The 22,881-nt window shown below is 68.5% G+C and carries 21 protein-coding genes and 2 tRNA genes; 10 read left to right on the forward strand and 13 right to left on the reverse strand.

What is annotated here, in order from left to right; all coding sequences use genetic code 11:
- Positions 1 to 201: 201 nt before the first annotated feature.
- Positions 202 to 274: transfer RNA gene (locus tag ACKTSN_RS23465), tRNA-Ala, on the reverse strand.
- A gap of 183 nt (positions 275 to 457) precedes the next feature.
- Between ACKTSN_RS23465 and ACKTSN_RS23470 the strand changes: the two genes are divergently transcribed.
- Both ACKTSN_RS23470 and ACKTSN_RS23475 read left to right on the forward strand, forming a co-directional pair.
- Positions 458 to 1,006 (forward strand): helix-turn-helix domain-containing protein, encoded by a 549-nt coding sequence (locus tag ACKTSN_RS23470; protein ID WP_224734936.1) that lies wholly within the window; start codon positions 458 to 460, stop codon positions 1,004 to 1,006.
- Between the two features lie 160 nt (positions 1,007 to 1,166).
- Positions 1,167 to 2,807, forward strand: coding sequence for a serine/threonine-protein kinase (locus ACKTSN_RS23475; RefSeq protein WP_409470922.1), 1,641 nt, complete (start codon positions 1,167 to 1,169; stop codon positions 2,805 to 2,807).
- Here the strand turns inward: ACKTSN_RS23475 and ACKTSN_RS23480 are convergent, their stop codons facing one another.
- Both ACKTSN_RS23480 and ACKTSN_RS23485 read right to left on the reverse strand, forming a co-directional pair.
- A complete protein-coding gene (locus tag ACKTSN_RS23480; RefSeq protein WP_409470923.1) occupies positions 2,808 to 4,127 on the reverse strand; it encodes a hypothetical protein in 1,320 nt (439 codons plus the stop codon).
- 235 nt (positions 4,128 to 4,362) lie between these two features.
- Complete coding sequence (locus tag ACKTSN_RS23485; RefSeq protein ID WP_003999697.1) at positions 4,363 to 4,491, reverse strand: DLW-39 family protein; 129 nt, start codon at positions 4,489 to 4,491, stop codon at positions 4,363 to 4,365.
- Positions 4,492 to 4,791: 300 nt separating this feature from the next.
- Here ACKTSN_RS23485 and ACKTSN_RS23490 point away from each other — a divergent pair, with 300 nt between their 5' ends.
- Positions 4,792 to 5,175 (forward strand): DUF6344 domain-containing protein, encoded by a 384-nt coding sequence (locus ACKTSN_RS23490; RefSeq protein ID WP_409470924.1) that lies wholly within the window; start codon positions 4,792 to 4,794, stop codon positions 5,173 to 5,175.
- A 130-nt stretch (positions 5,176 to 5,305) separates the two neighbouring features.
- Here the strand turns inward: ACKTSN_RS23490 and ACKTSN_RS23495 are convergent, their stop codons facing one another.
- A complete protein-coding gene (locus ACKTSN_RS23495; RefSeq protein WP_409470925.1) occupies positions 5,306 to 5,431 on the reverse strand; it encodes a hypothetical protein in 126 nt (41 codons plus the stop codon).
- 6 nt (positions 5,432 to 5,437) lie between these two features.
- On the opposite strand from ACKTSN_RS23495, the gene ACKTSN_RS23500 reads away from it, so the two are divergent.
- Positions 5,438 to 5,782, forward strand: coding sequence for a hypothetical protein (locus tag ACKTSN_RS23500; RefSeq protein WP_409470926.1), 345 nt, complete (start codon positions 5,438 to 5,440; stop codon positions 5,780 to 5,782).
- 157 nt (positions 5,783 to 5,939) lie between these two features.
- Here the strand turns inward: ACKTSN_RS23500 and ACKTSN_RS23505 are convergent.
- The 9 genes from ACKTSN_RS23505 to dnaA form a co-directional block, all read right to left on the reverse strand.
- Positions 5,940 to 6,013: transfer RNA gene (locus tag ACKTSN_RS23505), tRNA-Ile, on the reverse strand.
- Between the two features lie 125 nt (positions 6,014 to 6,138).
- Positions 6,139 to 6,933 (reverse strand): DUF3566 domain-containing protein, encoded by a 795-nt coding sequence (locus ACKTSN_RS23510; protein WP_409470927.1) that lies wholly within the window; start codon positions 6,931 to 6,933, stop codon positions 6,139 to 6,141.
- An 18-nt stretch (positions 6,934 to 6,951) separates the two neighbouring features.
- The gene (gene gyrA / locus ACKTSN_RS23515) at positions 6,952 to 9,543 is read right to left on the reverse strand and encodes a DNA gyrase subunit A (protein ID WP_409470928.1); all 2,592 of its coding nucleotides are present in this window, start codon (positions 9,541 to 9,543) and stop codon (positions 6,952 to 6,954) included.
- A 42-nt stretch (positions 9,544 to 9,585) separates the two neighbouring features.
- Positions 9,586 to 11,646, reverse strand: a complete 2,061-nt coding sequence (gyrB, locus tag ACKTSN_RS23520; protein WP_409470929.1) for a DNA topoisomerase (ATP-hydrolyzing) subunit B — start codon at positions 11,644 to 11,646, stop codon at positions 9,586 to 9,588.
- A gap of 438 nt (positions 11,647 to 12,084) precedes the next feature.
- Positions 12,085 to 12,612, reverse strand: a complete 528-nt coding sequence (locus ACKTSN_RS23525) for a DUF721 domain-containing protein (protein WP_409470930.1) — start codon at positions 12,610 to 12,612, stop codon at positions 12,085 to 12,087.
- Complete coding sequence (gene recF, locus ACKTSN_RS23530) at positions 12,609 to 13,730, reverse strand: DNA replication/repair protein RecF (RefSeq protein WP_409470931.1); 1,122 nt, start codon at positions 13,728 to 13,730, stop codon at positions 12,609 to 12,611. Before recF ends, ACKTSN_RS23525 begins: the two co-directional genes overlap by 4 nt.
- Positions 13,731 to 13,769: 39 nt before the next feature.
- Positions 13,770 to 14,645: a phosphogluconate dehydrogenase (NAD(+)-dependent, decarboxylating) gene (gene gnd, locus ACKTSN_RS23535; RefSeq protein ID WP_385510455.1), complete on the reverse strand. Its 876-nt coding sequence runs from the start codon at positions 14,643 to 14,645 to the stop codon at positions 13,770 to 13,772.
- 189 nt (positions 14,646 to 14,834) lie between these two features.
- The gene (gene dnaN, locus ACKTSN_RS23540; protein ID WP_409470932.1) at positions 14,835 to 15,965 is read right to left on the reverse strand and encodes a DNA polymerase III subunit beta; all 1,131 of its coding nucleotides are present in this window, start codon (positions 15,963 to 15,965) and stop codon (positions 14,835 to 14,837) included.
- Positions 15,966 to 16,824: 859 nt separating this feature from the next.
- Entirely contained in the window at positions 16,825 to 18,744 is a 1,920-nt protein-coding gene (dnaA, locus tag ACKTSN_RS23545) for a chromosomal replication initiator protein DnaA (protein ID WP_409470933.1), read from the reverse strand.
- Positions 18,745 to 19,119: 375 nt separating this feature from the next.
- Between dnaA and rpmH the strand changes: the two genes are divergently transcribed.
- The 6 genes from rpmH (at position 19,120) to rsmG (ending at position 22,658) form a co-directional block, all read left to right on the forward strand.
- Positions 19,120 to 19,257 carry a 50S ribosomal protein L34 gene (gene rpmH / locus ACKTSN_RS23550; RefSeq protein WP_003956500.1) on the forward strand — a complete coding sequence of 46 codons (138 nt, stop codon included), beginning with the start codon at positions 19,120 to 19,122 and terminating at the stop codon, positions 19,255 to 19,257.
- Between the two features lie 21 nt (positions 19,258 to 19,278).
- Complete coding sequence (gene rnpA / locus ACKTSN_RS23555; protein WP_129798843.1) at positions 19,279 to 19,650, forward strand: ribonuclease P protein component; 372 nt, start codon at positions 19,279 to 19,281, stop codon at positions 19,648 to 19,650.
- Positions 19,647 to 20,015 carry a membrane protein insertion efficiency factor YidD gene (gene yidD, locus ACKTSN_RS23560; protein WP_224737497.1) on the forward strand — a complete coding sequence of 123 codons (369 nt, stop codon included), beginning with the start codon at positions 19,647 to 19,649 and terminating at the stop codon, positions 20,013 to 20,015. The genes rnpA and yidD overlap by 4 nt, the downstream gene beginning before the upstream one ends.
- A gap of 3 nt (positions 20,016 to 20,018) precedes the next feature.
- Positions 20,019 to 21,305 carry a membrane protein insertase YidC gene (gene yidC / locus ACKTSN_RS23565; RefSeq protein ID WP_409470934.1) on the forward strand — a complete coding sequence of 429 codons (1,287 nt, stop codon included), beginning with the start codon at positions 20,019 to 20,021 and terminating at the stop codon, positions 21,303 to 21,305.
- A gap of 15 nt (positions 21,306 to 21,320) precedes the next feature.
- Positions 21,321 to 21,833 (forward strand): protein jag, encoded by a 513-nt coding sequence (locus tag ACKTSN_RS23570; protein ID WP_409470935.1) that lies wholly within the window; start codon positions 21,321 to 21,323, stop codon positions 21,831 to 21,833.
- Between the two features lie 108 nt (positions 21,834 to 21,941).
- Positions 21,942 to 22,658, forward strand: a complete 717-nt coding sequence (gene rsmG / locus ACKTSN_RS23575; RefSeq protein ID WP_409470936.1) for a 16S rRNA (guanine(527)-N(7))-methyltransferase RsmG — start codon at positions 21,942 to 21,944, stop codon at positions 22,656 to 22,658.
- Positions 22,659 to 22,881 lie beyond the last annotated feature (223 nt).

A 22,881-nucleotide genomic window follows, 5' to 3' on the forward strand; every position in this document is an offset into this window, starting at 1 on the left:
GACTGGCAGAGTCCGCGACGTCGAGGGCCGGGGTGCGTCCGCCTGGGCTGAAGCGGGACGCGCGGAAGCCTGACCGATCCGGTCGGCGTGCTTCGAGGCGCCGCTGCCGCTCCCCGTGCGCACACGTGTGTTCCGCGTGTCCCGACACACGAAAAATGCCCCCTGAAACCGCGTTTCCGCAGGTCAGAGGGCATTTACCAGTGGAGCCTAGGGGAGTCGAACCCCTGACATCTGCCATGCAAAGACAGCGCTCTACCAACTGAGCTAAGGCCCCGGAAGGGAGACGTCCGGCCGGAAGAACCGCGTACCGGCGGGCGCCGCAGACCAGAGTAGCGGGTGACCCCCGGTATCTCGCAAAAAGATTGGGGGGTCCCCGTGAACGACCACTCTCCGTAAGATGCTCGGCGTGGTTCGCTACAGCGAACCGCGGTTTTGGGGAAAGCGATGGGGAGACGCAATGGACGCCGCACAGCAGGAAGCCACCGCAAGAGCGCGGGAACTGCAGCGGAACTGGTATGGGGAGCCGCTGGGGGCGCTCTTCCGTAAGCTCATAGACGATCTTGGACTCAACCAGGCTCGTCTCGCGGGGGTGCTGGGACTGTCCGCGCCGATGCTGTCCCAGCTGATGAGCGGTCAGCGGGCGAAGATCGGAAACCCTGCCGTGGTCCAGCGGGTGCAGTTGCTGCAGGACCTGGCCGCACAGGTGGCGGACGGCAGTGTGAGCGCGGCGGAGGCCACCGATCGGATGGAGGAGATCAAGAAGTCGCAGGGGGGCTCGGTGCTCAGCAACAGCACACAGACGACGAACAGCTCGGGAGCGCCCACGGTCAAGCGGGTGGTCCGCGAGATCCAGTCGCTGCTGCGTTCGGTGGCGGCCGCGGGAGACATCATCGAGGCCGCGGACACCCTCGCCCCGACCCATCCGGAACTGGCAGAGTTCCTCCGGGTGTACGGCGCGGGCCGCACCTCCGACGCCGTCGCGCACTACCAGGCCCACCAGAGCTGACCGCACGGCCCGGTCGCCGCATGGGGGTGCGGCAGTCGGGCCTGTGCATGGCGGCCGTGAGAGCGGCGCGAGGAGAGGTCGCGAGAGGGGTCGTATCACTCGTCGAGGGGCAGGCAAGGGGGAAGCCCTGGGATCGTAAGGGGAGGAGCGGCGCACAGCGATGGGTGAGGTCTTCGCCGGACGGTACGAACTGGTCGACCCGATCGGGCGCGGAGGAGTCGGCGCCGTCTGGCGCGCCTGGGACCACCGCCGACGCCGCTATGTGGCCGCCAAGGTCCTGCAGCAGAGCGACGCGCACTCGCTGTTGCGCTTCGTACGCGAACAGGCGCTGAGGATCGATCACCCCCATGTTCTCGCGCCGGCCAGTTGGGCCGCCGACGACGACAAGGTCCTGTTCACCATGGATCTGGTTACCGGCGGTTCGCTGGTCCATCTCGTCGGGGACTACGGCCCTCTGCCGCCGTCCTTCGTCTGCACCCTCCTCGACCAGCTCCTGTCGGGGCTGGCCGCGGTGCACGCCGAGGACGTCGTCCACCGGGACATCAAGCCCGCCAACGTGCTGCTGGAAGCCACCGGCACGGGCAGGCCCAAGCTGCGCCTGTCCGACTTCGGCATCGCGATGCGGCTGGGCGAGCCCCGGCTGACCGAGACCAACCTCGTGGTGGGAACGCCGGGGTATCTGGCGCCGGAGCAAATGATGGGTGCCGAGCCGGACTTCCCGGCGGATCTGTTCGCCGTGGGACTGGTCGCGCTGTATCTGCTGGAGGGCGCCAAGCCGGACGCCAAGGCGCTCGTGCAGTACTTCGCGGCGCACGGGACTCCGAGTGCGCCCACGGGCATTCCGGAGCCGTTGTGGCAGGTCGTGGCCACACTGCTGCAGCCGGACCCGCAGGCCCGCTTCCGCACCGCCACGGGTGCGCGCAAGGCGCTCGCTTCGGCAGCCGAGCTCCTGCCCGACCCCGGCCCCGACGACGAGCAGATCGAGATCTTCGACCAACTCGGGCCGCTTCCCTCGGGGTTCGGGCCCGCGGGGCCACTCGCTTCGGCGTCCGGGACGCGCACGCCGGCGGGTGCGGGGTCCGGAATCGGGGCAGTCCCTCCGGGCGCCGGGAACGCAGCCGACTCGGTGTCCTCGCGGTCCGGCACGGGCTCCGTACGTTCTGGGGCGCGCGGGGAGGACGTGGTCGCGGATCCCCGTCAGCAGCCCTCCACTCCTTCGCAGCCGGCCAGCATGTCGGACACCGGCAGCTTTCACCTCCCGCCTCCGCAGCCCACGGTCGGCTCCCCTCGGGCGACCGCCCCCGAGGCCCGGTCCGCAGAGGCACCCGCACCGGCACGGCAGGGCACACCACAGCCACAGCATCAGCGGCCTCCACAAGCACAGCAACAGCCAGAGCCACAGCTGCCTCCACAGCAACCTTTCCTCACCTCCCCTCACGAGACCACGCACGTGCTGTCCTCCCCCCAGCCGCAAGCACCGCTGTACCCCACTCCGGCACCGCCCCCGGCGATGCCCCAGCGCGCTGACGCCTCTACTGCTTCGTACACCGCTCAGGACGCGCAGGTTCCACCCTCCGCACCACCAATTTCGCGGCACCCTGCCGACCAGCCCGCCCACCACCCGCTCACCGGCAGCCCGAGCGGCCCCCAGCCGAGCGCCCCTCACTCCAGCCGCCGCCACCCCGGCCACCGCCAACCCAGCCGACGCCGCCCCGGCCCGCCCGCGAAGGTGGCGGTCCCCCTGGTCCTGCTGGCCCTGGCCTGCTACGCTGTGGGTTTCTGGGCGTTGACCCAGGTCTGACTACCCGGCAAGGCCGGCCCTCCGCCGCGCCACCGCCGTCCAGACCCCGAGCCCCACCAGAATCACCGTGCCGCCGCCGATCCCGCCCGCCGCGAGCGCCGTCATCGCGGCGTCGCCGCCCGCCGCACCGCCGGAGCCGGCAGCTCCACGATCCTGGCCTGTGACCTCGAAGACGTCGTCCGGCACGGACTGCCCGGCATAGGCGGGCCCTTCCTGCGCCGTCCCCGCCACCCGTACGCGCAACGTCAGCCTGAACGGACCGTCGCCGAAGTCCTCGGCCACCTTCGCGGAGAGATGCGCCACGAGGTAGTACGAACCGGCGAACCGCATGCCGGCCACCCGGTCCGTGAAGGAGTGGCGGTTGGCGTGTGCGACCGGCGGAAGCGGATCGAGTGCGGCCGATCGCTGTTTCCCGTCGTAACCGACGCCCGCGTCCTCGACCGGCCCGCGCGCGGGGTTGTAGAGGGACACGTCGAGCGCTCCGACCACGTAACCGGAACCGGAACCGGCGGTGCCGAGTTCGGCGGTGGCGTACAGCTGCTGGCCCCAGTCGACCGGAACCTCGTAGAAGAGGGTCTGTCCGGGTTCGATGTCGTCGGTCCAGACGCCCTGGTCCAGCGAGGTCGCCGTGGCGAAGCCGGCGCCGCCCGGCCGCCGTTCGGGCTCGTCGGTGGGCGGCGCGGGCGTGGCGGAGTCCCAGGCCAGCGGTGCCCTGGTGGCATCGGGCTGTGCAAGGCCCGGCTCCTCGACCACGGCCAGCTCCAAGTCCCAGGCAGCCGGCGCGGGGTCCTTCGCACCGACGCGCTCGACGACCACGTAGTACATGCCCTCGGCCTGGCACCGGCTTGTGCCGGACTCGCGCGCGCCCCAGGCGGCGATCGGGTGCGGGCTGCGGCCGGCGCCGAAGGTCGTCGTGTCGAAAGAGCAGGAGCTGCCGTCCGTCTCCTGCACCGTCACCTTGATCCCCTCCACGGCGGAGACGGTGGCGTCCGGGGCGGGTACGGCGGTGGCGGAGACGTACGTGTTCGAGGTGGCATCGAGTGCGAGGCGGTAGTAGGCCTTTCCGCTGCTCGGCAGGGTGCTCTTGTACGTCCTGCCGGGCTGGAGACGTGCGGCGTCCGTGGTGCCCGTGGCGCCCGGTACGGACCGGGCGTCCTCGGCGAAGGCGTAGGCGGTGCCGCTCACCGTACCGTCAGCCATCGCCGTGGGACCGGGCAGGGCGGCCGCCGTCACCACCGTCGCCGCGAGGAGGGCGGCACGCGCACGTGCCGACGGAAAACGGCGCCGGTACGCCTCAGACCCTGCCGTACGTCGCCCCATCACGCGCCACCCCTGGAAGTGCCGAATCATCGAACCGTCCGTACCCTGGCCCATCCTGCCCCGCAAGGCCACGGCTCATCGGCGCAATCCGTACGAGCGTCCGAAAGCCCACGACGGAACCGCCCGTGCCAGAGAGCGTCCGTACCGAGAGCGTCCGTACCAAAAACAGTCCGCGGACACGCAAAACCCCGACCGCAAAGGCGGCCGGGGTCTGTTCAGTATCGGATGTCGGTACTCACGAACCCGTGGGCACGGAGTCAGTCGCCTCCGTCCACAGATCCTGCTCGGCGCGATCCGCCTGGATCTGGCGGTACACGAGGAGCCCGCCGATGGCGGCCAGTGCGACCAGGAGAAGCTTCTTCACCGCGCGACCTCGTCTTTCCTTGACGTAGGGGACCTCTGGCGCCCGACTATACACACCGCCCGATATCGATCGGTGACCTGCGCCGGGCCCCAACTCCCCGGCGGCGCAGCCCACTCCGCGCGGACGGCGCCGCTCCGATCTGACGGTGCTCACACCCCCGCATTTTTCGGGCCTCTTGCGACCATCCGGGTGGTGTTGATCTGAAGATCGCTGCGCCACGGGCGTCGGTCCACCACTTCCCGAGCCTCATACACATGATGGGCAAAGTACGCAAATCGCCCAACCCGAAAGTGAGGGGCCATGGCCCGGAACAAGGTCATGAAGCTGTGGAACGTCATCATCACCGCCTTCCTCGCGCTGTGCACGGCGCTCGGACTCGCCACGACGACCGCCGGCGCGGCGGTACCGCAGACCGAGGCTTCGCGCAACAGCACCGCACGACCCAACACGGCGCCGACGATGTCCCGCTGGGCCCGGCCCCACGCCACGGCCCTGCCCCCCACGATGAAACAGCGCATCCAGGCCGAGGCACACGGCAAGGCCCCGACCTGCCGCCACCGCCCGCTCACAAAGACGGACACGGACCAGACCGGCGCTGATCCGACGGCCGGCGACTGCGGCTCCCGGACGTCGGCCCCGGACGATCCCGTCACGCTCCCTCTCTCATCAGTCCCCTTCACCTGAGTTCCTCTGGACTCCGTCAACCCTGTCGTCACGGCGAACCTGCGTACACCGCCCTCATGACGAGGCCCGGCCACTGGATCAGTGGCCGGGCCTTCACGCGTTCCGCGCCCGTCTCGGGCGGATCCGCCGGTCAGGCATCCGGCAGCCGTAGCGCCAGCCCGTCGAGGACGACCTCCAGGCCGCACGAGAACTTGGCGTCGCGCAGGGCGACGGGATCGGTGGTGGCGACGACGGCGTCGTCCTGCGCGGCTGCCAAGTGGTCGTGGCGGGCGTCGGCTCGGCCCGCAACGACACCATCCAGCAGGCCGGCACCGCCCTCGGCATCGCCATCCTCGGCTCCCTCCTCACCAGCGGCTATGCCGCCGAGATGCCGGCCGACGCCCCCGAGCAGGCCAGGCAGTCCATCACCGGCGCCCTGGCCACCACCGACAGCGCCCTGATCGGCACCGCCCGCGAGGCCTTCACCGCCTCGATGACCACCACCTTCACACTCAGCGCGATCGGCGTCCTGGCCGCCGCCGTCCTGGCCACGCTGGTGATGCGCGACCGCAAGCCGCAGCAGCCGACGGAGGCCACCGCCCCGCAGGAACCCCAGCTGGTCGCCTGACCCTCGTCGGCCAGGAGCGGGCGCTTCCCCTGGAGGTGCCCGCTCTTCGCGTCGCCGAGCGCGGGCGCATCACGGACGGCTCCGTGACGACCGACCGAAAACATGGAGAGGGCGCCTCCCACCTGGGGAGACGCCCTCTGCCTTCGTTCTGTGTCTGTGGGGCTAACAGGATTTGAACCTGTGGCCTCATCCTTATCAGGGATGCGCTCTAACCAACTGAGCTATAGCCCCGCCGCGCTTTGCGGTGTGTGTCCCGCGCGCTGACTCCTGAAGATTAGCGCACGACCGGGGCAGTCCCAAAATCGATAATCGGTGGAGGTTTGAAGCGGCCCGTCAACGAACCGGCTCGTCCGGCCTCACTCGTCCTCGGCCAGTGTCAGCTCCACTCCGCCGACGAAGCCCGCGGAGAGGTTGTAGATGAACGCGCCGAGTGTCGCGAGGGCCGTCGCCAGGACGACGTCGATGACCGCGATGATCGTGGCGAACAGCAGGACGTTGGGCAGCGACAGGAACGCCTGCAGGTCGAAGCCGTTGGACTCGTTCGAGCCGGTCGCCTCGGAGATCGTGCCGCCGACGGTCGAGAACACGCCCATCGCGTCCATGACCATCCACAGCACGGCGGACGCGACGATCGTGCAGATGCCCAGCGCGATGGAGAGCAGGAAGCTGACCTTCATCACGGACCACGGGTCGGCCTTGGCCACCCGCAGCCGGGCTTTGCGGACCCGGGGTGTGGTGCGTGCGCCGGTGCGCGGGCGTCGTACCGCGTCGGCGGGAGCGGGCGTCTGGTACGCCTGCGGCGGGTGGTAGGGCCCGGTGGGTTGCTGAGGCTGGCGCTCCCCGGGGAGCGGGGACGCCGCCTGCTGTGCCCCGGCCGACTGGGCCGGCGGCTGGGCGCCCGGAGCGGCCGAGCCCGCTCCAGCCGCGTACTGCTGGGTCTGCGGGCCTCGGGTGTCCGTCACAGTTCCCCCCTGGGATCCATGAGTGTCAGGCGAGTGCGAGTCGGTCGCGTGGGGTTTGATCGCCTGCAGGTTGGTCGTGTGGGAGTCCGTCGCAGGCGCGGCGGAGCCACGGCCGCCGCCGTCCGTTTCCGTACCGGTCGAGGTACCGGCAGGGATACCGGCAGATCCGGCGCCCGTGGCTCCGCTCACGCTGACTCACTCCTCGTGCTACTCGGCCGAGGGCGCCTCACCCTCGTCCGTGCCGGTGGTCGCGGCACCTTCGACGGTCTCGTCGACGGCAATGGCGCCGTCAACCTCCTCCGCCTCACGTCCCGCCTCGGCGTTACGTGCGATACCGACCACGGCATCGCGCTTGCCCAGATTGATCAGTTGGACGCCCATGGTGTCACGGCCCGTCTCCCTGACCTCGTTGACTCGCGTGCGAATCACACCGCCGGACAGCGTGATGGCGAGGATCTCGTCGGTCTCCTCGACCACCAGCGCGCCGACGAGCGATCCACGGTCCTCGACGATCTTGGCGGCCTTGATGCCGAGGCCGCCGCGACCCTGGACGCGGTACTCGTCAACAGCGGTCCGCTTCGCGTACCCGCCGTCGGTGGCAGTGAACACGAACGTACCGGGTCGAACAACATTCATCGAGAGCAGTTCGTCTCCCGCACGGAAACTCATGCCCTTGACACCCGAGGTCGCGCGGCCCATGGGGCGCAGCGACTCGTCCGTCGCGGTGAACCTGATCGACTGCGCCTTCTTGCTGATCAGCAGCAGATCGTCGTCGGGCGACACGAGTTCGGCTCCGATCAGTTCGTCATCGGAACCGTCCTCCTTTTCACGGAGGTTGATCGCAATCACGCCGCCGGAGCGAGGCGAATCGTAATCCTTCAGCGGCGTCTTCTTGACCAGACCGGCCTTCGTGGCCAGGACCAGATACGGCGCCGCCTCGTAGTCGCGGATCGCGAGGATCTCGGCGATCGCCTCGTCCGGCTGGAAGGCCAGCAGGTTGGCGACATGCTGGCCGCGCGCGTCCCGGCCGGCGTCCGGCAGCTCGTAGGCCTTGGCCCGGTACACCCGGCCCTTGTTGGTGAAGAACAGCAGCCAGTGGTGGGTCGTCGAGACGAAGAAGTGGTCGACGATGTCGTCTTCCTTCAGCTTCGTACCGCGTACGCCCTTTCCGCCGCGCTTCTGCGCCCGGTAGTCGTCCGTCTTGGTCCGCTTGACGTAACCGCCGCGCGTGACCGTGACGACGATGTCCTCCTCGGCGATGAGGTCCTCGATGGACATGTCACCGTCGTAGGGGATCAGCTGGGTCTTGCGGTCGTCGCCGTACTTCTCGACGATCGCGGCGAGTTCCTCGCTGACGATGCCGCGCTGGCGGATCGGCGAGGCGAGGATCTCGTTGTATTCGTTGATCTTCGCCTGGAGCTCGTCGTGCTCCTGGACGATCTTCTGGCGCTCCAGGGCGGCCAGTCGGCGCAGCTGCATCTCGAGGATGGCGTTGGCCTGGATCTCGTCGATCTCCAGGAGCTCCATCAGGCCGGTACGCGCGATCTCGACCGTGTCACTGGCCCGGATCAGCGCGATGACCTCGTCGATGGCGTCCAGCGCCTTCAGCAGACCGCGCAGGATGTGCGCCCGCTCCTCGGCCTTGCGCAGCCTGAAGCGCGTACGGCGGACGATGACCTCGATCTGGTGCGTCACCCAGTGGCGGATGAACGCGTCCAGGGACAGCGTGCGCGGCACTCCGTCGACCAGCGCCAGCATGTTGGCGCCGAAGTTCGTCTGCAGGTCGGTGTGCTTGTAGAGGTTGTTCAGTACGACCTTGGCGACCGCGTCCCGCTTCAGGACGATGACAAGGCGCTGGCCCGTGCGGGAGCTCGTCTCGTCGCGGACGTCCGCGATGCCGCCGATCTTGCCGTCCTTCACCAGGTCGGCGATCTTCTGCGCGAGGTTGTCGGGGTTGACCTGATACGGCAGCTCCGTGACCACCAGGCACTGGCGGCCCTGGATCTCCTCTACCTCGACGACCGCGCGCATGGTGATCGAGCCGCGGCCGGTGCGGTAGGCCTCCTCGATGCCCTTACGGCCCACCACAAGGGCGCCGGTCGGGAAATCGGGGCCCTTGATGCGCTCGATGAGCGCGTCCAGCAGCTCCTCGTGGCTGGCCTCCGGGTGCTCCAGGTACCACTGGGCGCCGGCCGCGACCTCGCGCAGGTTGTGCGGCGGGATGTTGGTGGCCATGCCGACCGCGATACCGGCCGAGCCGTTGATCAGCAGGTTCGGGAAACGGGCGGGCAGGACGGTCGGCTCCTGGGAGCGGCCGTCGTAGTTGTCCGTGAAGTCGACGGTCTCCTCGTCGATGTCGCGGACCATCTCCATCGACAGCGGCGCCATCTTGCACTCGGTGTAGCGCATGGCCGCCGCCGGGTCGTTGCCCGGGGAGCCGAAGTTGCCGTTGGAGTCGACGAGCGGCATGCGCATCGCCCACGGCTGGGCCAGGCGGACCAGCGCGTCGTAGATGGAGCTGTCGCCGTGGGGGTGGTAGTTGCCCATGACGTCGCCCACGACACGCGCGCACTTGTAGAAGCCGCGCTCGGGGCGGTAGCCGCCGTCGTACATCGCGTACAGGACGCGGCGGTGGACGGGCTTGAGGCCGTCCCGGACGTCCGGCAGCGCGCGGGAGACGATGACGGACATCGCGTAGTCGAGGTAGGAGCGCTGCATCTCCGTCTCGAGCCCGACGGGCTCGACGCGGAGGGTCAGGCCCTCTTCTTCAGGCGTGACTGGAGTGTTCTCGTCGGCCATAGCTGGTGAAGATCCTTCCTGGTGCGGTCAGCTGAGACCGACTCAGATGTCGAGGAAGCGGACGTCCTTGGCGTTGCGCTGGATGAACTGGCGGCGCGCCTCGACGTCCTCGCCCATCAGGACCGAGAACAGCTCGTCGGCCTGGGCGGCGTCGTCCAGGGTGACCTGGCCGAGGACGCGGTGCTCCTGGTCCATCGTGGTGATGCGCAGCTCCTCGGCGTTCATCTCGCCGAGACCCTTGAAGCGCTGGATCGAGTCCTCCCTGATCCGCTTGCCACGCTGGCGGCCCATCTCCAGCAGCGCGTCGCGCTCGCGGTCGGAGTACGCGTACTCGATGTCCTCCCGGCCCCACTTGATCTTGTAGAGCGGGGGACGGGACAGGAACACATGGCCCGCCTCGACCAGCGGCCGCATGAAGCGGAACAGGAAGGTCAGCAGCAGGGTGTTGATGTGCTGGCCGTCGACGTCGGCGTCCGCCATGAGGATGATCTTGTGGTAGCGGAGCTTCTCGATGTCGAAGTCCTCGTGGACCCCGGTGCCGAAGGCGGAGATCAACGCCTGGATCTCCTGGTTCTGCAGGATCTTGTCGATCCGCGCCTTCTCGACGTTGAGGATCTTGCCTCGGATCGGGAGGATCGCCTGGTACTCCGGGTTGCGGCCGGACTTGGCCGAGCCGCCGGCGGAGTCACCCTCGACGATGAAGATCTCGCACTTGATGGGGTCGTTCGACTGGCAGTCCGACAGCTTGCCCGGCAGCGACGCGCTCTCCAGCAGCCCCTTGCGGCGGGTCAGGTCGCGGGCCTTGCGGGCCGCCACGCGCGCGGTGGCCGCCTGGATGCCCTTGCGGACGATGTCCGCGCCCTCGTTCGGATTGCGGTCCAGCCAGTCGTTGAGGTGCTCGTAGACCACCTTCTGGACGAAGGTCTTCGCCTCCGTGTTGCCCAGCTTGGTCTTGGTCTGGCCCTCGAACTGGGGCTCGCTCAGCTTGACCGAGATGATCGCCGTCAGACCCTCGCGGATGTCGTCACCCGTGAGGTTGTCGTCCTTCTCCCGCAGCAGCTTCTTGTCGCGCGCGTACTTGTTGATGAGCGAGGTCAGCGCGGCGCGGAAGCCCTCTTCGTGGGTACCGCCCTCGTGGGTGTGGATGATGTTGGCGAACGAGTACACGCCCTCGGTGTAGCCGTTGTTCCACTGCATCGCGACCTCGACGGACAGGTTCTTCTCCTTGTCCTCCGCCTCGAGGTCGATGACCGACGGGTGCACCACATCTCCCTTGCGGGAGTTGAGGTACGTCACGAAGTCGACGATGCCGCCCTCGTAGTGGTACGCGACCGTCTTGGGCTCGGCCTTCTCGTCCGCGCCCGCCTCGTCCGCACCGGCCGTGGCCTTGGCCGACTCGCGCTCGTCAGTGAGTTTGATCGTCAAACCCTTGTTGAGGAACGCCATCTCCTGGAAGCGCCGCGAGAGCGTCTCGAAGGAGTAGTCGGTGGTCTCGAAGATGTCCGGGTCGGCCCAGAAGGTCACCGACGTGCCGGTCTCCTCCGTGGCCTCGTGCTTGACGAGCGGGGCGGTCGGGACGCCCATCTTGTAGTCCTGCGTCCAGCGGTAGCCGTCGGTCTTGACCTCGACGGAGACCTTGCTCGACAGGGCGTTCACGACCGAGACGCCGACACCGTGCAGACCACCGGAGACCGCGTAGCCGCCGCCGCCGAACTTGCCGCCCGCGTGCAGCACGGTCAGCACGACCTCGACGGCCGGCTTGCCTTCGGAGGGAACGATGCCCACCGGGATGCCACGGCCGTTGTCGACGACCCGCACCCCGCCGTCGGCGAGGATCGTGACATCGATGGTGTCCGCGTGCCCGGCCAGCGCCTCGTCGACGGAGTTGTCGACGACCTCCTGCACAAGGTGGTGCAGTCCGCGCTCACCGGTCGAGCCGATGTACATACCGGGTCGCTTGCGGACCGCGTCCAGACCCTCGAGGACGGTGATGGCGCTGGCGTCGTACGAGGCCGTGACCTCGCCGTTCGAGGCGTTGGCCACGGCGTTCACGCCGGCGTCGGTGGATGGGATGTTCTCGTTGGGGTTGCCGGAATCGGCCACGAAGCGCCCTTTCTGGCACAGCACGAGCCGGGCTCGTCGGCGGGTTGCCGGAGCGGCTGCGGCATGTTGCGTTGGTAAGCCTTGTTCAGCGTTGCTCAGCTTTTCCCGGACGGTCCCCACGATCGGGGCGGGATTGTCTCCCAGTCTACCGGTAGCGCCGACAGTGATGGGGGTTTGCCGGTACCTGAGTCCGCATGTGCCGCCCTGAACCATCCTCGGCCGGGTCCCGATATGCGGAAGGGGGCTCCAAGAGGCTCACAGAGGCACTCAGCGCTTCCGGATGTCAACCCTTTGCTACTCCGAGGGCAGGCCGATATTCGCAACTGTGTCCGGTCATGCGGCAGTAGGCGTCCCGCGGTCACACCGACGCACGTACGACCGCCCCGCCGACGGCACCGACGTGATGTCGGTCACTCCCGGCAGACCTGGTCGGCCGGCTCACCCGTAGGTGTCGCCGGGGCCCGTGCTGCCGGGCGCACGCAAGGGGCCGTAGCGGCGGGCGGGGCCGCCGGGCCCGTACACCTTGATCTGCTTCACCGCGCCGTGCCCGAGGTCCTCGTTGAGGCGGGCGACCAGCGCGGGCGCGAGCAGCCGCAGGTTCGTCGCCCAGGCCGTGGAGTCGCAGCGCACGATCAGCACCCGCTCATCCTCGTCGTATTTCTCCGGAACGCAGTGCTTGGCCACGTCCTCGCCGACGATCTGCGGCCAGCGGCCCATCACGCCGCCCACCGCGGCCGGGGCCTCCCAGCCCCGCTCGCTGATCAGCCGGTTGATCGCCGCGCCGAGCGCCATCGGGTCGCGGCCGTCGGCGCGCGCCCCGGAGCGCAGGCCGCCACGCCGCGCCTGCTTCTTCTGCTGCGCCGCGTCCCCACGCGCGCGTGCCTGTTCCTTCGCCGCCCGCAGCGCGACCCGCGCGAGGTCGACGCCGGAAGGGGTCCCCTTGGGTGCCGGTTCATCGGTGCTCATACGCGCTCCACCGTCCCGTCCGACACCGCGTACCGCGCCCCCGCCAGCACATGCGGTACGTCGTCGTCGACTGCTGCCGTCACCAGCACCTGCTCGCCGGGCGCAACCAGCTCGGCCAGGCGCTCGCGGCGGCGGGTGTCCAGCTCCGCGAAGACGTCGTCGAGGATCAGCACAGGCTCGTTGCCCTCGGCGCGCAGCAGGTCGTACGACGCGAGGCGCAGTGCCAGCGCGTAGGACCAGGACTCCCCATGGGAGGCGTACCCCTTGGCAGGCAGCTCACCGAGTTTGAGAATCAAATCGTCCCGATGGGGTCCTACGAGGGTGACGCCCCGCTCGATCTCCTGCTTACGGGCATCGGCGAGCGCGGCAATCAGCTGCTCGAAGAGGGCCTCGCGGGTGTGCGCGTCGCCCGGAGACGACGCCTTGTGCTCCAGGGCGACCGGGCCGCCGCCGGGGGCCAGCTGCTCGTACGCCTTGTCGGCGAGCGGCTGAAGCGCGGCGATCAGATCGAGGCGCTGGGCGAGCAGCTCGGCGCCCGCGCGCGCGAGGTGCTGATCCCATACGTCGAGGGTGGACAGGTCCATCGAGCGGCCCCCGTGTCGGCGGGCCAGCGCGGCCGACTTCAGCAGCGTGTTCCGCTGCCTGAGGACACGCTCGTAGTCGGAGCGCACGCCGGCCATGCGCGGCGAACGGGCGGTGATCAGCTCGTCGAGGAAGCGGCGCCGCTCCCCGGGGTCGCCCTTCACCAGGGCGAGGTCCTCGGGCGCGAACATCACGGTGCGCACGATGCCGAGCACATCACGGGGCCTGACCTGCGAGGACCTGTTGATGCGGGCGCGGTTGGCCTTGCCGGGGTTCAGCTCCAGCTCCACCAGCTGCTGCCGGTCGCCCTGGCGGACCTGCGCGCGGATGATCGCGCGGTCGGCACCCATGCGGACGAGGGGGGCGTCGGAGGCGACCCGGTGGCTGCCGAGAGTGGCGAGGTAGCCGACGGCCTCGACGAGATTCGTCTTGCCCTGCCCATTGGGCCCGACGAAGGCGGTGACGCCCGGGTCGAGCGGGACCTCGACCCGGGCATACGAGCGGAAGTCGGCCAGCGACAGATGCGTGACGTGCATGGTGGTGCGCCGGCCTCCCCCGGTGTCCTGTGTTATTCGCTACTTCTTCTCGACCGCGTGGCCGCCGAACTGGTTCCGCAGCGCCGCGATCATCTTCATCTGCGGAGAGTCCTCCTGGCGCGACGCGAACCGCGCGAAGAGGGAAGCCGTGATCGCGGGCAGCGGCACGGCGTTGTCGATGGCGGCCTCCACAGTCCAGCGGCCCTCGCCGGAGTCCTGTGCATAACCCTTGAGCTGCTCCAGGTGCTCGTCCTCGTCGAGGGCGTTGACCGCAAGGTCGAGCAGCCAGGATCGGATGACAGTGCCCTCCTGCCAGGACCGGAAGACCTCCCGGACGTCGGTCACGGAGTCGACCTTCTCCAGCAGCTCCCAGCCCTCGGCGTAGGCCTGCATCATCGCGTACTCGATGCCGTTGTGGACCATCTTCGCGAAGTGGCCCGCGCCGACCTTGCCGGCGTGCACCGACCCGAAGTCGCCCTTCGGCTTGAGCGCGTCGAAGATCGGCTGCACCTTGGCGACGTTCTCTGCGTCGCCGCCGTACATCAGCGCATAGCCGTTCTCCAGGCCCCAGACGCCGCCGGAGACACCGCAGTCGACGAAGCCTATGCCCTTGGCGGCCAGCTCCTCGGCGTGCTTCTCGTCGTCCGTCCAGCGCGAGTTCCCGCCGTCCACGACGACGTCACCGGGCTCCAGCAGCTCGGCGAGCTCGTCGATGGTCGACTGGGTGGGTGCACCGGCCGGGACCATCACCCACACGACCCGCGGGCCCGTCAGCTTGCCCACGAGCTCTTCGAGGCTGTGGACATCCGCGAGGTCCGGGTTGCGGTCGTATCCGACGACGGTGTGGCCCGCGCGGCGGATCCGCTCGCGCATGTTGCCACCCATCTTGCCGAGGCCGACGAGACCGAGCTCCATCAGTTGTGTTCCTTAGGTTGCTGTGGCGTGTGAGGCACCTTCGTACCCATGTCCGAGCCTAAACCCGGACTGTCACGCACACTTGTGGGCATACGTGCTCATACGTAGCCCCTCACCTGCGGCTTTCGACGGACGGGCGGCCCGGTCGTCCACTCGGACCTCACAGCCTGTGGACAACCGTCGGCAGCGTCAGCCGCTCAGGCGCACCGGCATGATCAGGTACTTGTAGGCCTCGTCCGCCTCGGCATCCAGCGCCGGCTTGCCGCTGAGCAGCGCGGGCTTCGTGGACGTCGTGAACGACAGCTGGGCCACCGGGGAGTCGATGGCGCTCAGTCCGTCCAGCAGGAACGTCGGGTTGAAGGCGATCGAGATGTCATCGCCCTCCAGCTGGGCGTCCACCCGTTCCACAGCCTGTGCGTCGTCGCTGGAGCCGGCCTCCAGGATGAGCACGCCCTGCTCGAAGCTGAGCCGCACAGGGGTGTTCCGCTCGGCGACCAGGGCCACACGCTTGACGGCTTCCACGAAGGGCGCGGTCTCGATCACGGCGACGGAGTTGAACTCGGTCGGGAACAGCGTGCGGTACTTCGGGAGGTCGCCCTCCAGGAGGCGGGTCGTCGTACGGCGACCGGCGCCCTCGAAGCCGATCAGACCCTCGCCCGCGCCCGAGCCGGACAGCGCCAGGATCACGCTGTCGCCGCTGGTCAGCGCCTTGGCCGTGTCCAGGAGCGTCTTGGCGGGCACCAAGGCGACCGCAGAGGCGTCCGGGTTCTCCGGCTTCCAGAGGAACTCGCGGACCGCGAAGCGGTAGCGGTCGGTCGAGGCCATGGTGACCCGGTCGCCCTCGATCTCGATGCGCACACCGGTGAGGACGGGCAGCGTGTCGTCACGACCGGCGGCGATGGCGACCTGGGCGGCCGCGGCGGCGAAGACCTCGCCGGGGACCGTGCCCGTGGCGTTCGGCATCTGCGGCAGCGCCGGGTACTCCTCCACGGGCAGGGTGTGGAGTGTGAAGCGCGAGGAGCCGCAGACCACCGTCGCCCGTACACCGTCTGTGGAAATCTCCACCGGCCGGTTGGGGAGGGCGCGGGAGATGTCGGCGAGCAGTCGGCCCGAGACGAGGACCGTGCCCTCCTCATCGACCTCCGCCTCCACCGACACGCGCGCGGAGACCTCGTAGTCGAAGCTGGACAGGCTCAGCTGGCCGTCCTCGGCCTTCAGCAGCAGGCCGGCGAGGACAGGCGCCGGCGGACGGGCCGGAAGGCTGCGCGCTGCCCAGGCCACTGCCTCCGCGAGTACGTCGCGTTCCACCCGGATCTTCACTGTTGCCGCCTCCTGCTGTTGCCGGCGCTTCTCGCCCTGCCTGGCTTCGTCGTCTGTCTCGGTGTCGCAGGCCCCTGGGACGGGAAGGACACCGGGGAACAGTCTGACGCACTGCACTGACAGTAGGTGCCTCTCGGGGTCAAGTCGTGACGAGGGGCAGCAGGGCGCCGAAGAGCGAGTTGTGCACAGGGCCCTCTTCGAAACGGATTCCCAGCTCTCTCTAGTTGGGAGTAGTAGTAGGGCCTGTGGATACCGTGGATAACTACGTTATCCCAGCTCAGGGCGGAAATTTTGTCCACGGGGCCTGTGGGCGGGAGCAGTGGACAACTGAGCGCTTCTGTGGAGAACGGAAAGTTCTGCACACCCCATGCACAGGGTGGGGCGAGTTCTCCCCAGCGCCGTCCCCAGCTTTACCCATGTTTCCCACAGCCCAACCCGGCAGCTTTGTGTGACGCCTTTCACTCGGCCCGGTGACCAGGCGCGTCGCGTTGCCGAACAGTGGACAGAGCTGTGGAGAAGATAGGCGTCACTGGGGACAACCTGCCCCGGCCTGTGGGTTGCCGGTGGACAACTCCGCGCACAGTCTGTGGATCACTTGCCTGTCCACAGTCTGTGGAGATCCTTCGTCCACCGATCCACAACCACCTGACCTGGTCTGATGGTTCTTCAACAGGTCTGTCTGTGGACGCGATCTGGACAACTTCGCAGTCCCCAGGATGTGGACGGCAGAAAGTCACCGAATCTGTGGAGAGCGGCCGTAACTCGGCTCGTAATCGAACCGCGGGTGGCCGGCGAACGACGAAGGGCGCCCCGGGGGACCTCGTCCCGGGGCGCCCTCAGAGGCGTAGGACGGCTGTCGTCAGCCGTTCTTGATGCGGTTCGTCAGTTCGGTGACCTGGTTGTAGATGGAGCGCCGCTCGGCCATCAGATTGCGGATCTTGCGGTCGGCGTGCATCACCGTTGTGTGGTCGCGGCCGCCGAACAGCGCGCCGATCTTCGGCAGGGACAGGTCCGTCAGCTCGCGGCACAGGTACATGGCGATCTGCCGGGCCGTCACCAGCGCGCGTCCGCGCGAGGTTCCGCACAGGTCCTCGACCGTGAGGCCGAAGTAGTCGGCGGTCGCGCTCATGATGGCCGTCGAGGTGATCTCGGGGGCGGTGTCCTCGCCGCCGGGGATCAGGTCCTTCAGGACGATCTCCGTCAGGCCCAGGTCCACCGGCTGCCGGTTGAGCGACGCGAACGCCGTCACCCGGATCAGCGCGCCCTCCAGCTCGCGGATGTTGCGCGAGATCCGCGAGGCGATGAACTCCAGTACCTCCGGCGGGGCGTTGAGCTGCTCCTGTACTGCCTTCTTGCGCAGAATCGCGATCCGCGTCTCCAGCTCGGGCGGCTGGACGTCGGTGATCAGGCCCCACTCGAAACGGTTCCGCAACCGGTCCTCCAGTGTCACCAGCTGCTTGGGCGGCCGGTCGCTGGAGAGCACGATCTGCTTGTTGTCGTTGTGGAGTGTGTTGAAGGTGTGGAAGAACTCCTCCTGCGTCGACTCCTTGTCCGCGAGGAACTGGATGTCGTCGACGAGCAGGATGTCCATCTCGCGGTACCGCTTGCGAAAGCTGTCGCCCTTGCCGTCGCGGATGGAGTTGATGAACTCGTTGGTGAACTCCTCCGAGCTCACGTACCGCACACGCGTGCCCGGGTAGAGGCTCCGCGCGTAGTGTCCGATCGCGTGCAGCAGGTGCGTCTTGCCGAGACCCGACTCCCCATAGATGAACAGGGGGTTGTACGCCTTGGCCGGCGCCTCGGCGACGGCCACCGCAGCCGCGTGCGCGAAGCGGTTCGAGGCGCCGATGACGAACGTGTCGAAGAGGTACTTCGGGTTCAGCCGCGCGGTCGGCTCACCGGGGCCGGTCGCCGGCGCGGGCTGCGCCGCCAGCGGGCCTGGCGCGCCACTGGACGCGGGCAGCGAGGTGCCCGCCGGGCCGCGGTGCGCGGGCCCGGCGCCGCCCTGCGGCTCGGGCAGTTCCCGCCGGGCGTCGCGCTGGTCGTAGTCGCCGCGTGACGGCTCGTAGTCGGAGCGCTGCTGGTCGTACGACGGGCGCTCCCTGCCCTGCTGGCGGTACTCCTGCGAGGGCGATCCGTACGAGTCCTGCGACGGGGAGCCGTAGGACTCGCGGGACGGTGATCCGTAGGTGTCCTGCGACGGTGAGCCGTACGTGTCCTGCGACGGCGTTGCATAGGGGTCCCGTTCCGGGAAGCCGAGCCGCGGCTGCTGCCAGCTGTACTCGTCCTGCGCCGACCGTGGCCAGGCGCCCGGCTCGGGGCGCTGGTACTCCGCCGGGTAGGCGGGGCGGGGCGTGGGGAGCTGGTCGCCGGACGTTCCGGGGCGCTGCTCGGAGCGGCGCCGGCCGTAGCCCTCGTACTGGCCGGACGGAGCGGGGAGTTCCGGCTCCTCGTAGCGCGGCTGGGGCTGGGTGGGGGGCGCCGGCGGGGCCGGGGTCTCGCCGGCGGAGTCGTCGACGGTGATCGCGATGCGGATCGGGCGGCCGCACTCACGGCTCAGCGTCTCGCTCACGACCGGGGCGAGGCGGCCCTCGAGCACGCCCTTCGCGAACTCGTTCGGTACGGCCAGCAGGGCGGTGTCGGCGACCAGCGCGAGGGGCTGGCAGCGCCGGATCCAGTGCTCGTCCTTGGCCTCGACGCCCTGCCCGCGGCCCTCACCGAGAAGCTGCTCGAGAACTCGTGGCCACACTGCGGCAAGATCGGCAGGTACGTCAGCCACAGGGCACGCTCTCTCACGGGTCCCACGAACGTGTGGTTGTGGGACGGGTCGGGATGTAAGTCGGGTTCCGCAGGGATAAGGGAACGAATCGGAGTCCAGCCACGGTAGTCAGGGCGACCGCTGTGGTTCAAGTTATTGTCCCCAGCCTGTGGATAGTGTCTCCCGGTGGCCGTCGGTTTGACCGGATGGCGTAGCCCCGCGTACCGTAACCAGGTCGAGTTGTCGATGGCTGCTGCCGCCTGCCTCCGATGGGCACAGATCGCGTCAAGGTGATCGGAAAGCGGTGCACTCGGGCGTAACGCGAGCTACTCGTGGGCGCACGGTGACAGCCAGGACGGCACCCCGCCACCACCGATTTCTTTCTGGAGCCCCCGAGTGAGCAAGCGCACCTTCCAGCCGAACAACCGTCGTCGCGCGAAGACCCACGGCTTCCGGCTGCGTATGCGCACCCGTGCCGGCCGCGCGATTCTCGCGTCCCGCCGTAGCAAGGGTCGCGCCCGTCTGTCCGCCTGATCCCGGTCAGGTCATGACGTCGTGCTGCCCACCGAGAACCGGCTGAGGCGGCGCGAGGACTTCGCGACCGCTGTTCGACGAGGACGCCGGGCTGGACGCCCACTTCTCGTCGTTCACCTTCGTAGCGGTGCCACGGACCCGCACGCGCCTGGGGAGAGCGCTCCCCCGACGCGTGCGGGTTTCGTCGTGAGCAAGGCCGTGGGTGGCGCTGTCGTGCGCAACAAAGTCAAGCGCAGACTTCGCCATCTGATGCGTGAGCGAGTCGACCAGCTGCCCCCCGGTAGCCTGGTAGTCGTACGAGCGCTGCCCGGTGCGGGTGACGCTGAACATGCACAGCTGGCCCGAGACCTGGATGCCGCTCTTCAGCGGTTGCTGGGAGGGGGCGCGCGATGAAGTACCCGCTGCTGGCGCTGATCAAGCTGTACCAGTGGACCATCAGCCCGCTGCTCGGGCCGGTGTGCAAGTACTACCCGTCGTGTTCCCACTACGGCTACACGGCTATTGACCGGCACGGTGCCCTCAAGGGCACCGCACTCACGGCCTGGCGCATCCTGCGCTGCAATCCGTGGTCGCTGGGTGGTGTGGACCATGTCCCGCCGCGCAAGCGTCCGCGGTGGCACGAACTGCTGCGCAACGCATGGCGCGCACGCAAGGGCGGGCCCTCCGCCGCCGAAACGGCCACCGAAGAGAATGTTCCTTCGAGCAACGTTCCTTCGAGCCCGGCCGCAGAGACCCCGTCCCATGCCCAAGGAGCATGATTAGTGGACACGATTGCCAGCCTCTTCAGCTTCATCACCACACCCGTTTCGTGGGTCATCGTTCAGTTCCACTCGCTGTACGGTGCGATCTTCGGCCCTGACACGGGCTGGGCCTGGGGCCTGTCCATCGTGTCTCTGGTGGTCCTGATCCGTATCTGCCTGATCCCGCTCTTCGTGAAGCAGATCAAGGCGACCCGGGCCATGCAGACGCTCCAGCCCGAGATGAAGAAGATCCAGGAGCGCTACAAGAGCGACAAGCAGCGTCAGTCCGAAGAGATGATGAAGCTGTACAAGGAGACGGGCACCAACCCGCTCTCCTCGTGCCTTCCCATCCTGGCGCAGTCGCCGTTCTTCTTCGCCCTGTACCACGTGCTCAACAGCATCGCGTCGAACGACACCATCGGCGTGATCAACGAGCGGCTGCTGCAGAGCGCGCAGAAGGCGCACATCGTCGGTGCCCCGCTGGCTGCGAAGTTCACGGACAGCTCGAGCACGGTCGAGGCGCTCGGCTCCTCGATCACCGATGTGCGGGTCGTCACCGCCATCATGATCATCCTGATGTCGCTGTCGCAGTTCTACACGCAGCGCCAGTTGATGACGAAGAACGTCGACACCTCGGTGAAGACGCCGTTCATGCAGCAGCAGAAGATGCTGATGTACGTCTTCCCCGTCATCTTCGCCGTCTTCGGCATCAACTTCCCGGTCGGTGTCCTCGTCTACTGGCTGACCACCAACGTGTGGACCATGGGCCAGCAGATGTACGTCATCCGCAACAACCCGACCCCGGGTTCCAAGGCGCAGGCCGCCTACCTGGACCGCCTGTACAAGCACGTCACGCACCACGGCAAGGCCCGCAACCGGCGTGAGCGTGCCATCGTGAAGGCCATCGTGGCCAAGGGGCGCGACCGCAACGACTACGAGCGCAAGTTCATCAACGGACTGAGCAAGGCGGGCCTCGCGGCCCAGGCCGACGGCTCCGTTGTGAAGAGCGAGGCCCCCGTGGCCATCGTGACCGAAGACGGTACGCCGGCCATCACCGCTCCCAGGCGGCAGCAGCCCAAGCGGCAGCCCAAGTCCAAGCGTCAGTCCGGCGGACCAAAGCCTGCCGGCGGCGCCGAGAAGACCTCCTCGCCGTCGACCTCGCTGAGCAAGTCGGGTGATCCGGAGGACGCCAAGCCGGCGGGGTCCGCCGGGAAGGCGAATCCCAAGTCCGGAGGCGGTTCCCGCAGCCGGGCCCAGTCCGGCCAGCGCAAGGGTCCGCAGCGGCCCAAGTCCTCGTCCAAGAAGTAAGAAGGAGTCCATCCCGTGACGGAAGGCACCACCTCCGCCGCTGCCGAGGGTGCAGACACCCTGACCCGCCTGGAGCAGGAGGGCGACATCGCGGCGGACTACCTCGAGGGTCTGCTGGACATCGCCGATCTCGACGGCGATATCGACATGGACGTCGAGGGTGACCGCGCTGCTGTCTCGATCATCAGCGACACGGGGAGCCGTGACCTGCAGAAGCTGGTTGGCCGGGACGGTGAGGTGCTGGAGGCGCTTCAGGAGCTCACGCGACTGGCCGTGCACCGGGAGACCGGCGATCGCAGCCGGCTGATGCTGGACATCGCTGGTTACCGGGCCAAGAAGCGCTCCGAGCTCTCCGAGCTGGGCGCCAAGGCCGCCGCCGAGGCCAAGAGCAGCGGCTCGCCCGTGAAGCTCAAGCCGATGACGCCGTTCGAGCGCAAGGTCGTCCACGACGCGGTCAAGACCGCAGGTCTGCGCAGCGAATCCGAGGGCGAGGAGCCGGAGCGCTTCGTCGTCGTGCTGCCCGCCTGATCGGTTCCTACGCTCCACCGGCCCCGTCTGTTGCGCAGACGGGGCCGAACTTTGTCAGCCTGGTGGTCAGCGCCCAGTGCGCTTTTGCGGTATGGAAGGACGGTCCCCGTGATGGAGGCAGCGGAGCTCCCCCCTGCGCCCGAGCAGGCACGCGACGTATTCGGTGAGCGCTTTGCGGATGCGGTGAGGTACGCCGAGCTCCTGGCCGAGGCCGGGGTGCAGCGTGGGCTCATCGGCCCGCGTGAGGTGCCCCGTCTCTGGGAGCGGCATCTGCTGAACTGCGCTGTGCTCTCGGAGGTCGTCCCCGAGGGCGTGACTGTGTGCGACGTGGGCTCCGGTGCCGGTCTGCCTGGGATTCCCCTGGCGCTGGTGCGGGACGACCTGAAGATCACGCTCCTCGAGCCATTGCTCAGGCGAACGAACTTCCTGACCGAGGTCGTGGAGCTGCTGGGCCTCGATCATGTGACCGTCGTGCGTGGCCGTGCCGAGGAGGTCATGGGCAAGCTGCCGCCGGTCCATGTGGTGACGGCGCGGGCCGTGGCCCCGCTGGATCGGCTGGCCACCTGGGGGATTCCGTTGTTGCGCCCGTACGGCGAGATGCTCGCGCTCAAGGGCGACACCGCGGAGGAGGAGCTGAAGAGCGCGGCCACTGCTCTGAGTAAGCTCGGTGCGGTTCAGACGTCCATCCTGCATGTCGGCGAGGGTGTGGTGGATCCGATGTCCACGGTCGTGCGTGTGGAGGTCGGGGAGAGCCCGGGCGGTGTGCGGTTCGCGGCGAAGCGTGCGAAGGCGGCACGTATGGGGCGGGCGCGGCGGCGGCGCTGAGATCGGTGGGTGCTGGGCCGTGGAGCGTGTGCTGGTCCGTGGTGCCGTCCGCCTGAGGTGCTTGCAGATCCCTCCTGAGGACGAGACGTACTCCACACAAGCTGCCAAGCCTATGCATGACGGAGTGTCGCGACGGTCCGGCCCCGACCGCTGTGCATCGTGTTTCACGTGAAACGTCGCTCATTGCTCCACGGCATCATCGGCCGCGGCCGCGCCGCGGCCG

Origin of the sequence: Streptomyces flavusporus (assembly GCF_046267975.1) — a bacterium.
Classification (GTDB): Bacteria; Actinomycetota; Actinomycetes; order Streptomycetales; family Streptomycetaceae; genus Streptomyces; species Streptomyces flavusporus.

Bases quoted from the DNA above. Each gene is read 5' to 3' on its own strand.
- ACKTSN_RS23480 (WP_409470923.1), bottom strand. From the start codon at position 4,127: ATGGGGCGACGTACGGCAGGGTCTGAGGCGTACCGGCGCCGTTTTCCG.
- ACKTSN_RS23475 (WP_409470922.1), top strand. From the start codon at position 1,167: ATGGGTGAGGTCTTCGCCGGACGGTACGAACTGGTCGACCCGATCGGG.
- ACKTSN_RS23525 (WP_409470930.1), bottom strand. From the start codon at position 12,612: ATGAGCACCGATGAACCGGCACCCAAGGGGACCCCTTCCGGCGTCGAC.
- ACKTSN_RS23490 (WP_409470924.1), top strand. From the start codon at position 4,792: ATGGCCCGGAACAAGGTCATGAAGCTGTGGAACGTCATCATCACCGCC.
- ACKTSN_RS23470 (WP_224734936.1), top strand. From the start codon at position 458: ATGGACGCCGCACAGCAGGAAGCCACCGCAAGAGCGCGGGAACTGCAG.
- gnd (WP_385510455.1), bottom strand. From the start codon at position 14,645: ATGGAGCTCGGTCTCGTCGGCCTCGGCAAGATGGGTGGCAACATGCGC.
- gyrA (WP_409470928.1), bottom strand. From the start codon at position 9,543: ATGGCCGACGAGAACACTCCAGTCACGCCTGAAGAAGAGGGCCTGACC.
- yidD (WP_224737497.1), top strand. From the start codon at position 19,647: ATGAAGTACCCGCTGCTGGCGCTGATCAAGCTGTACCAGTGGACCATC.
- recF (WP_409470931.1), bottom strand. From the start codon at position 13,730: ATGCACGTCACGCATCTGTCGCTGGCCGACTTCCGCTCGTATGCCCGG.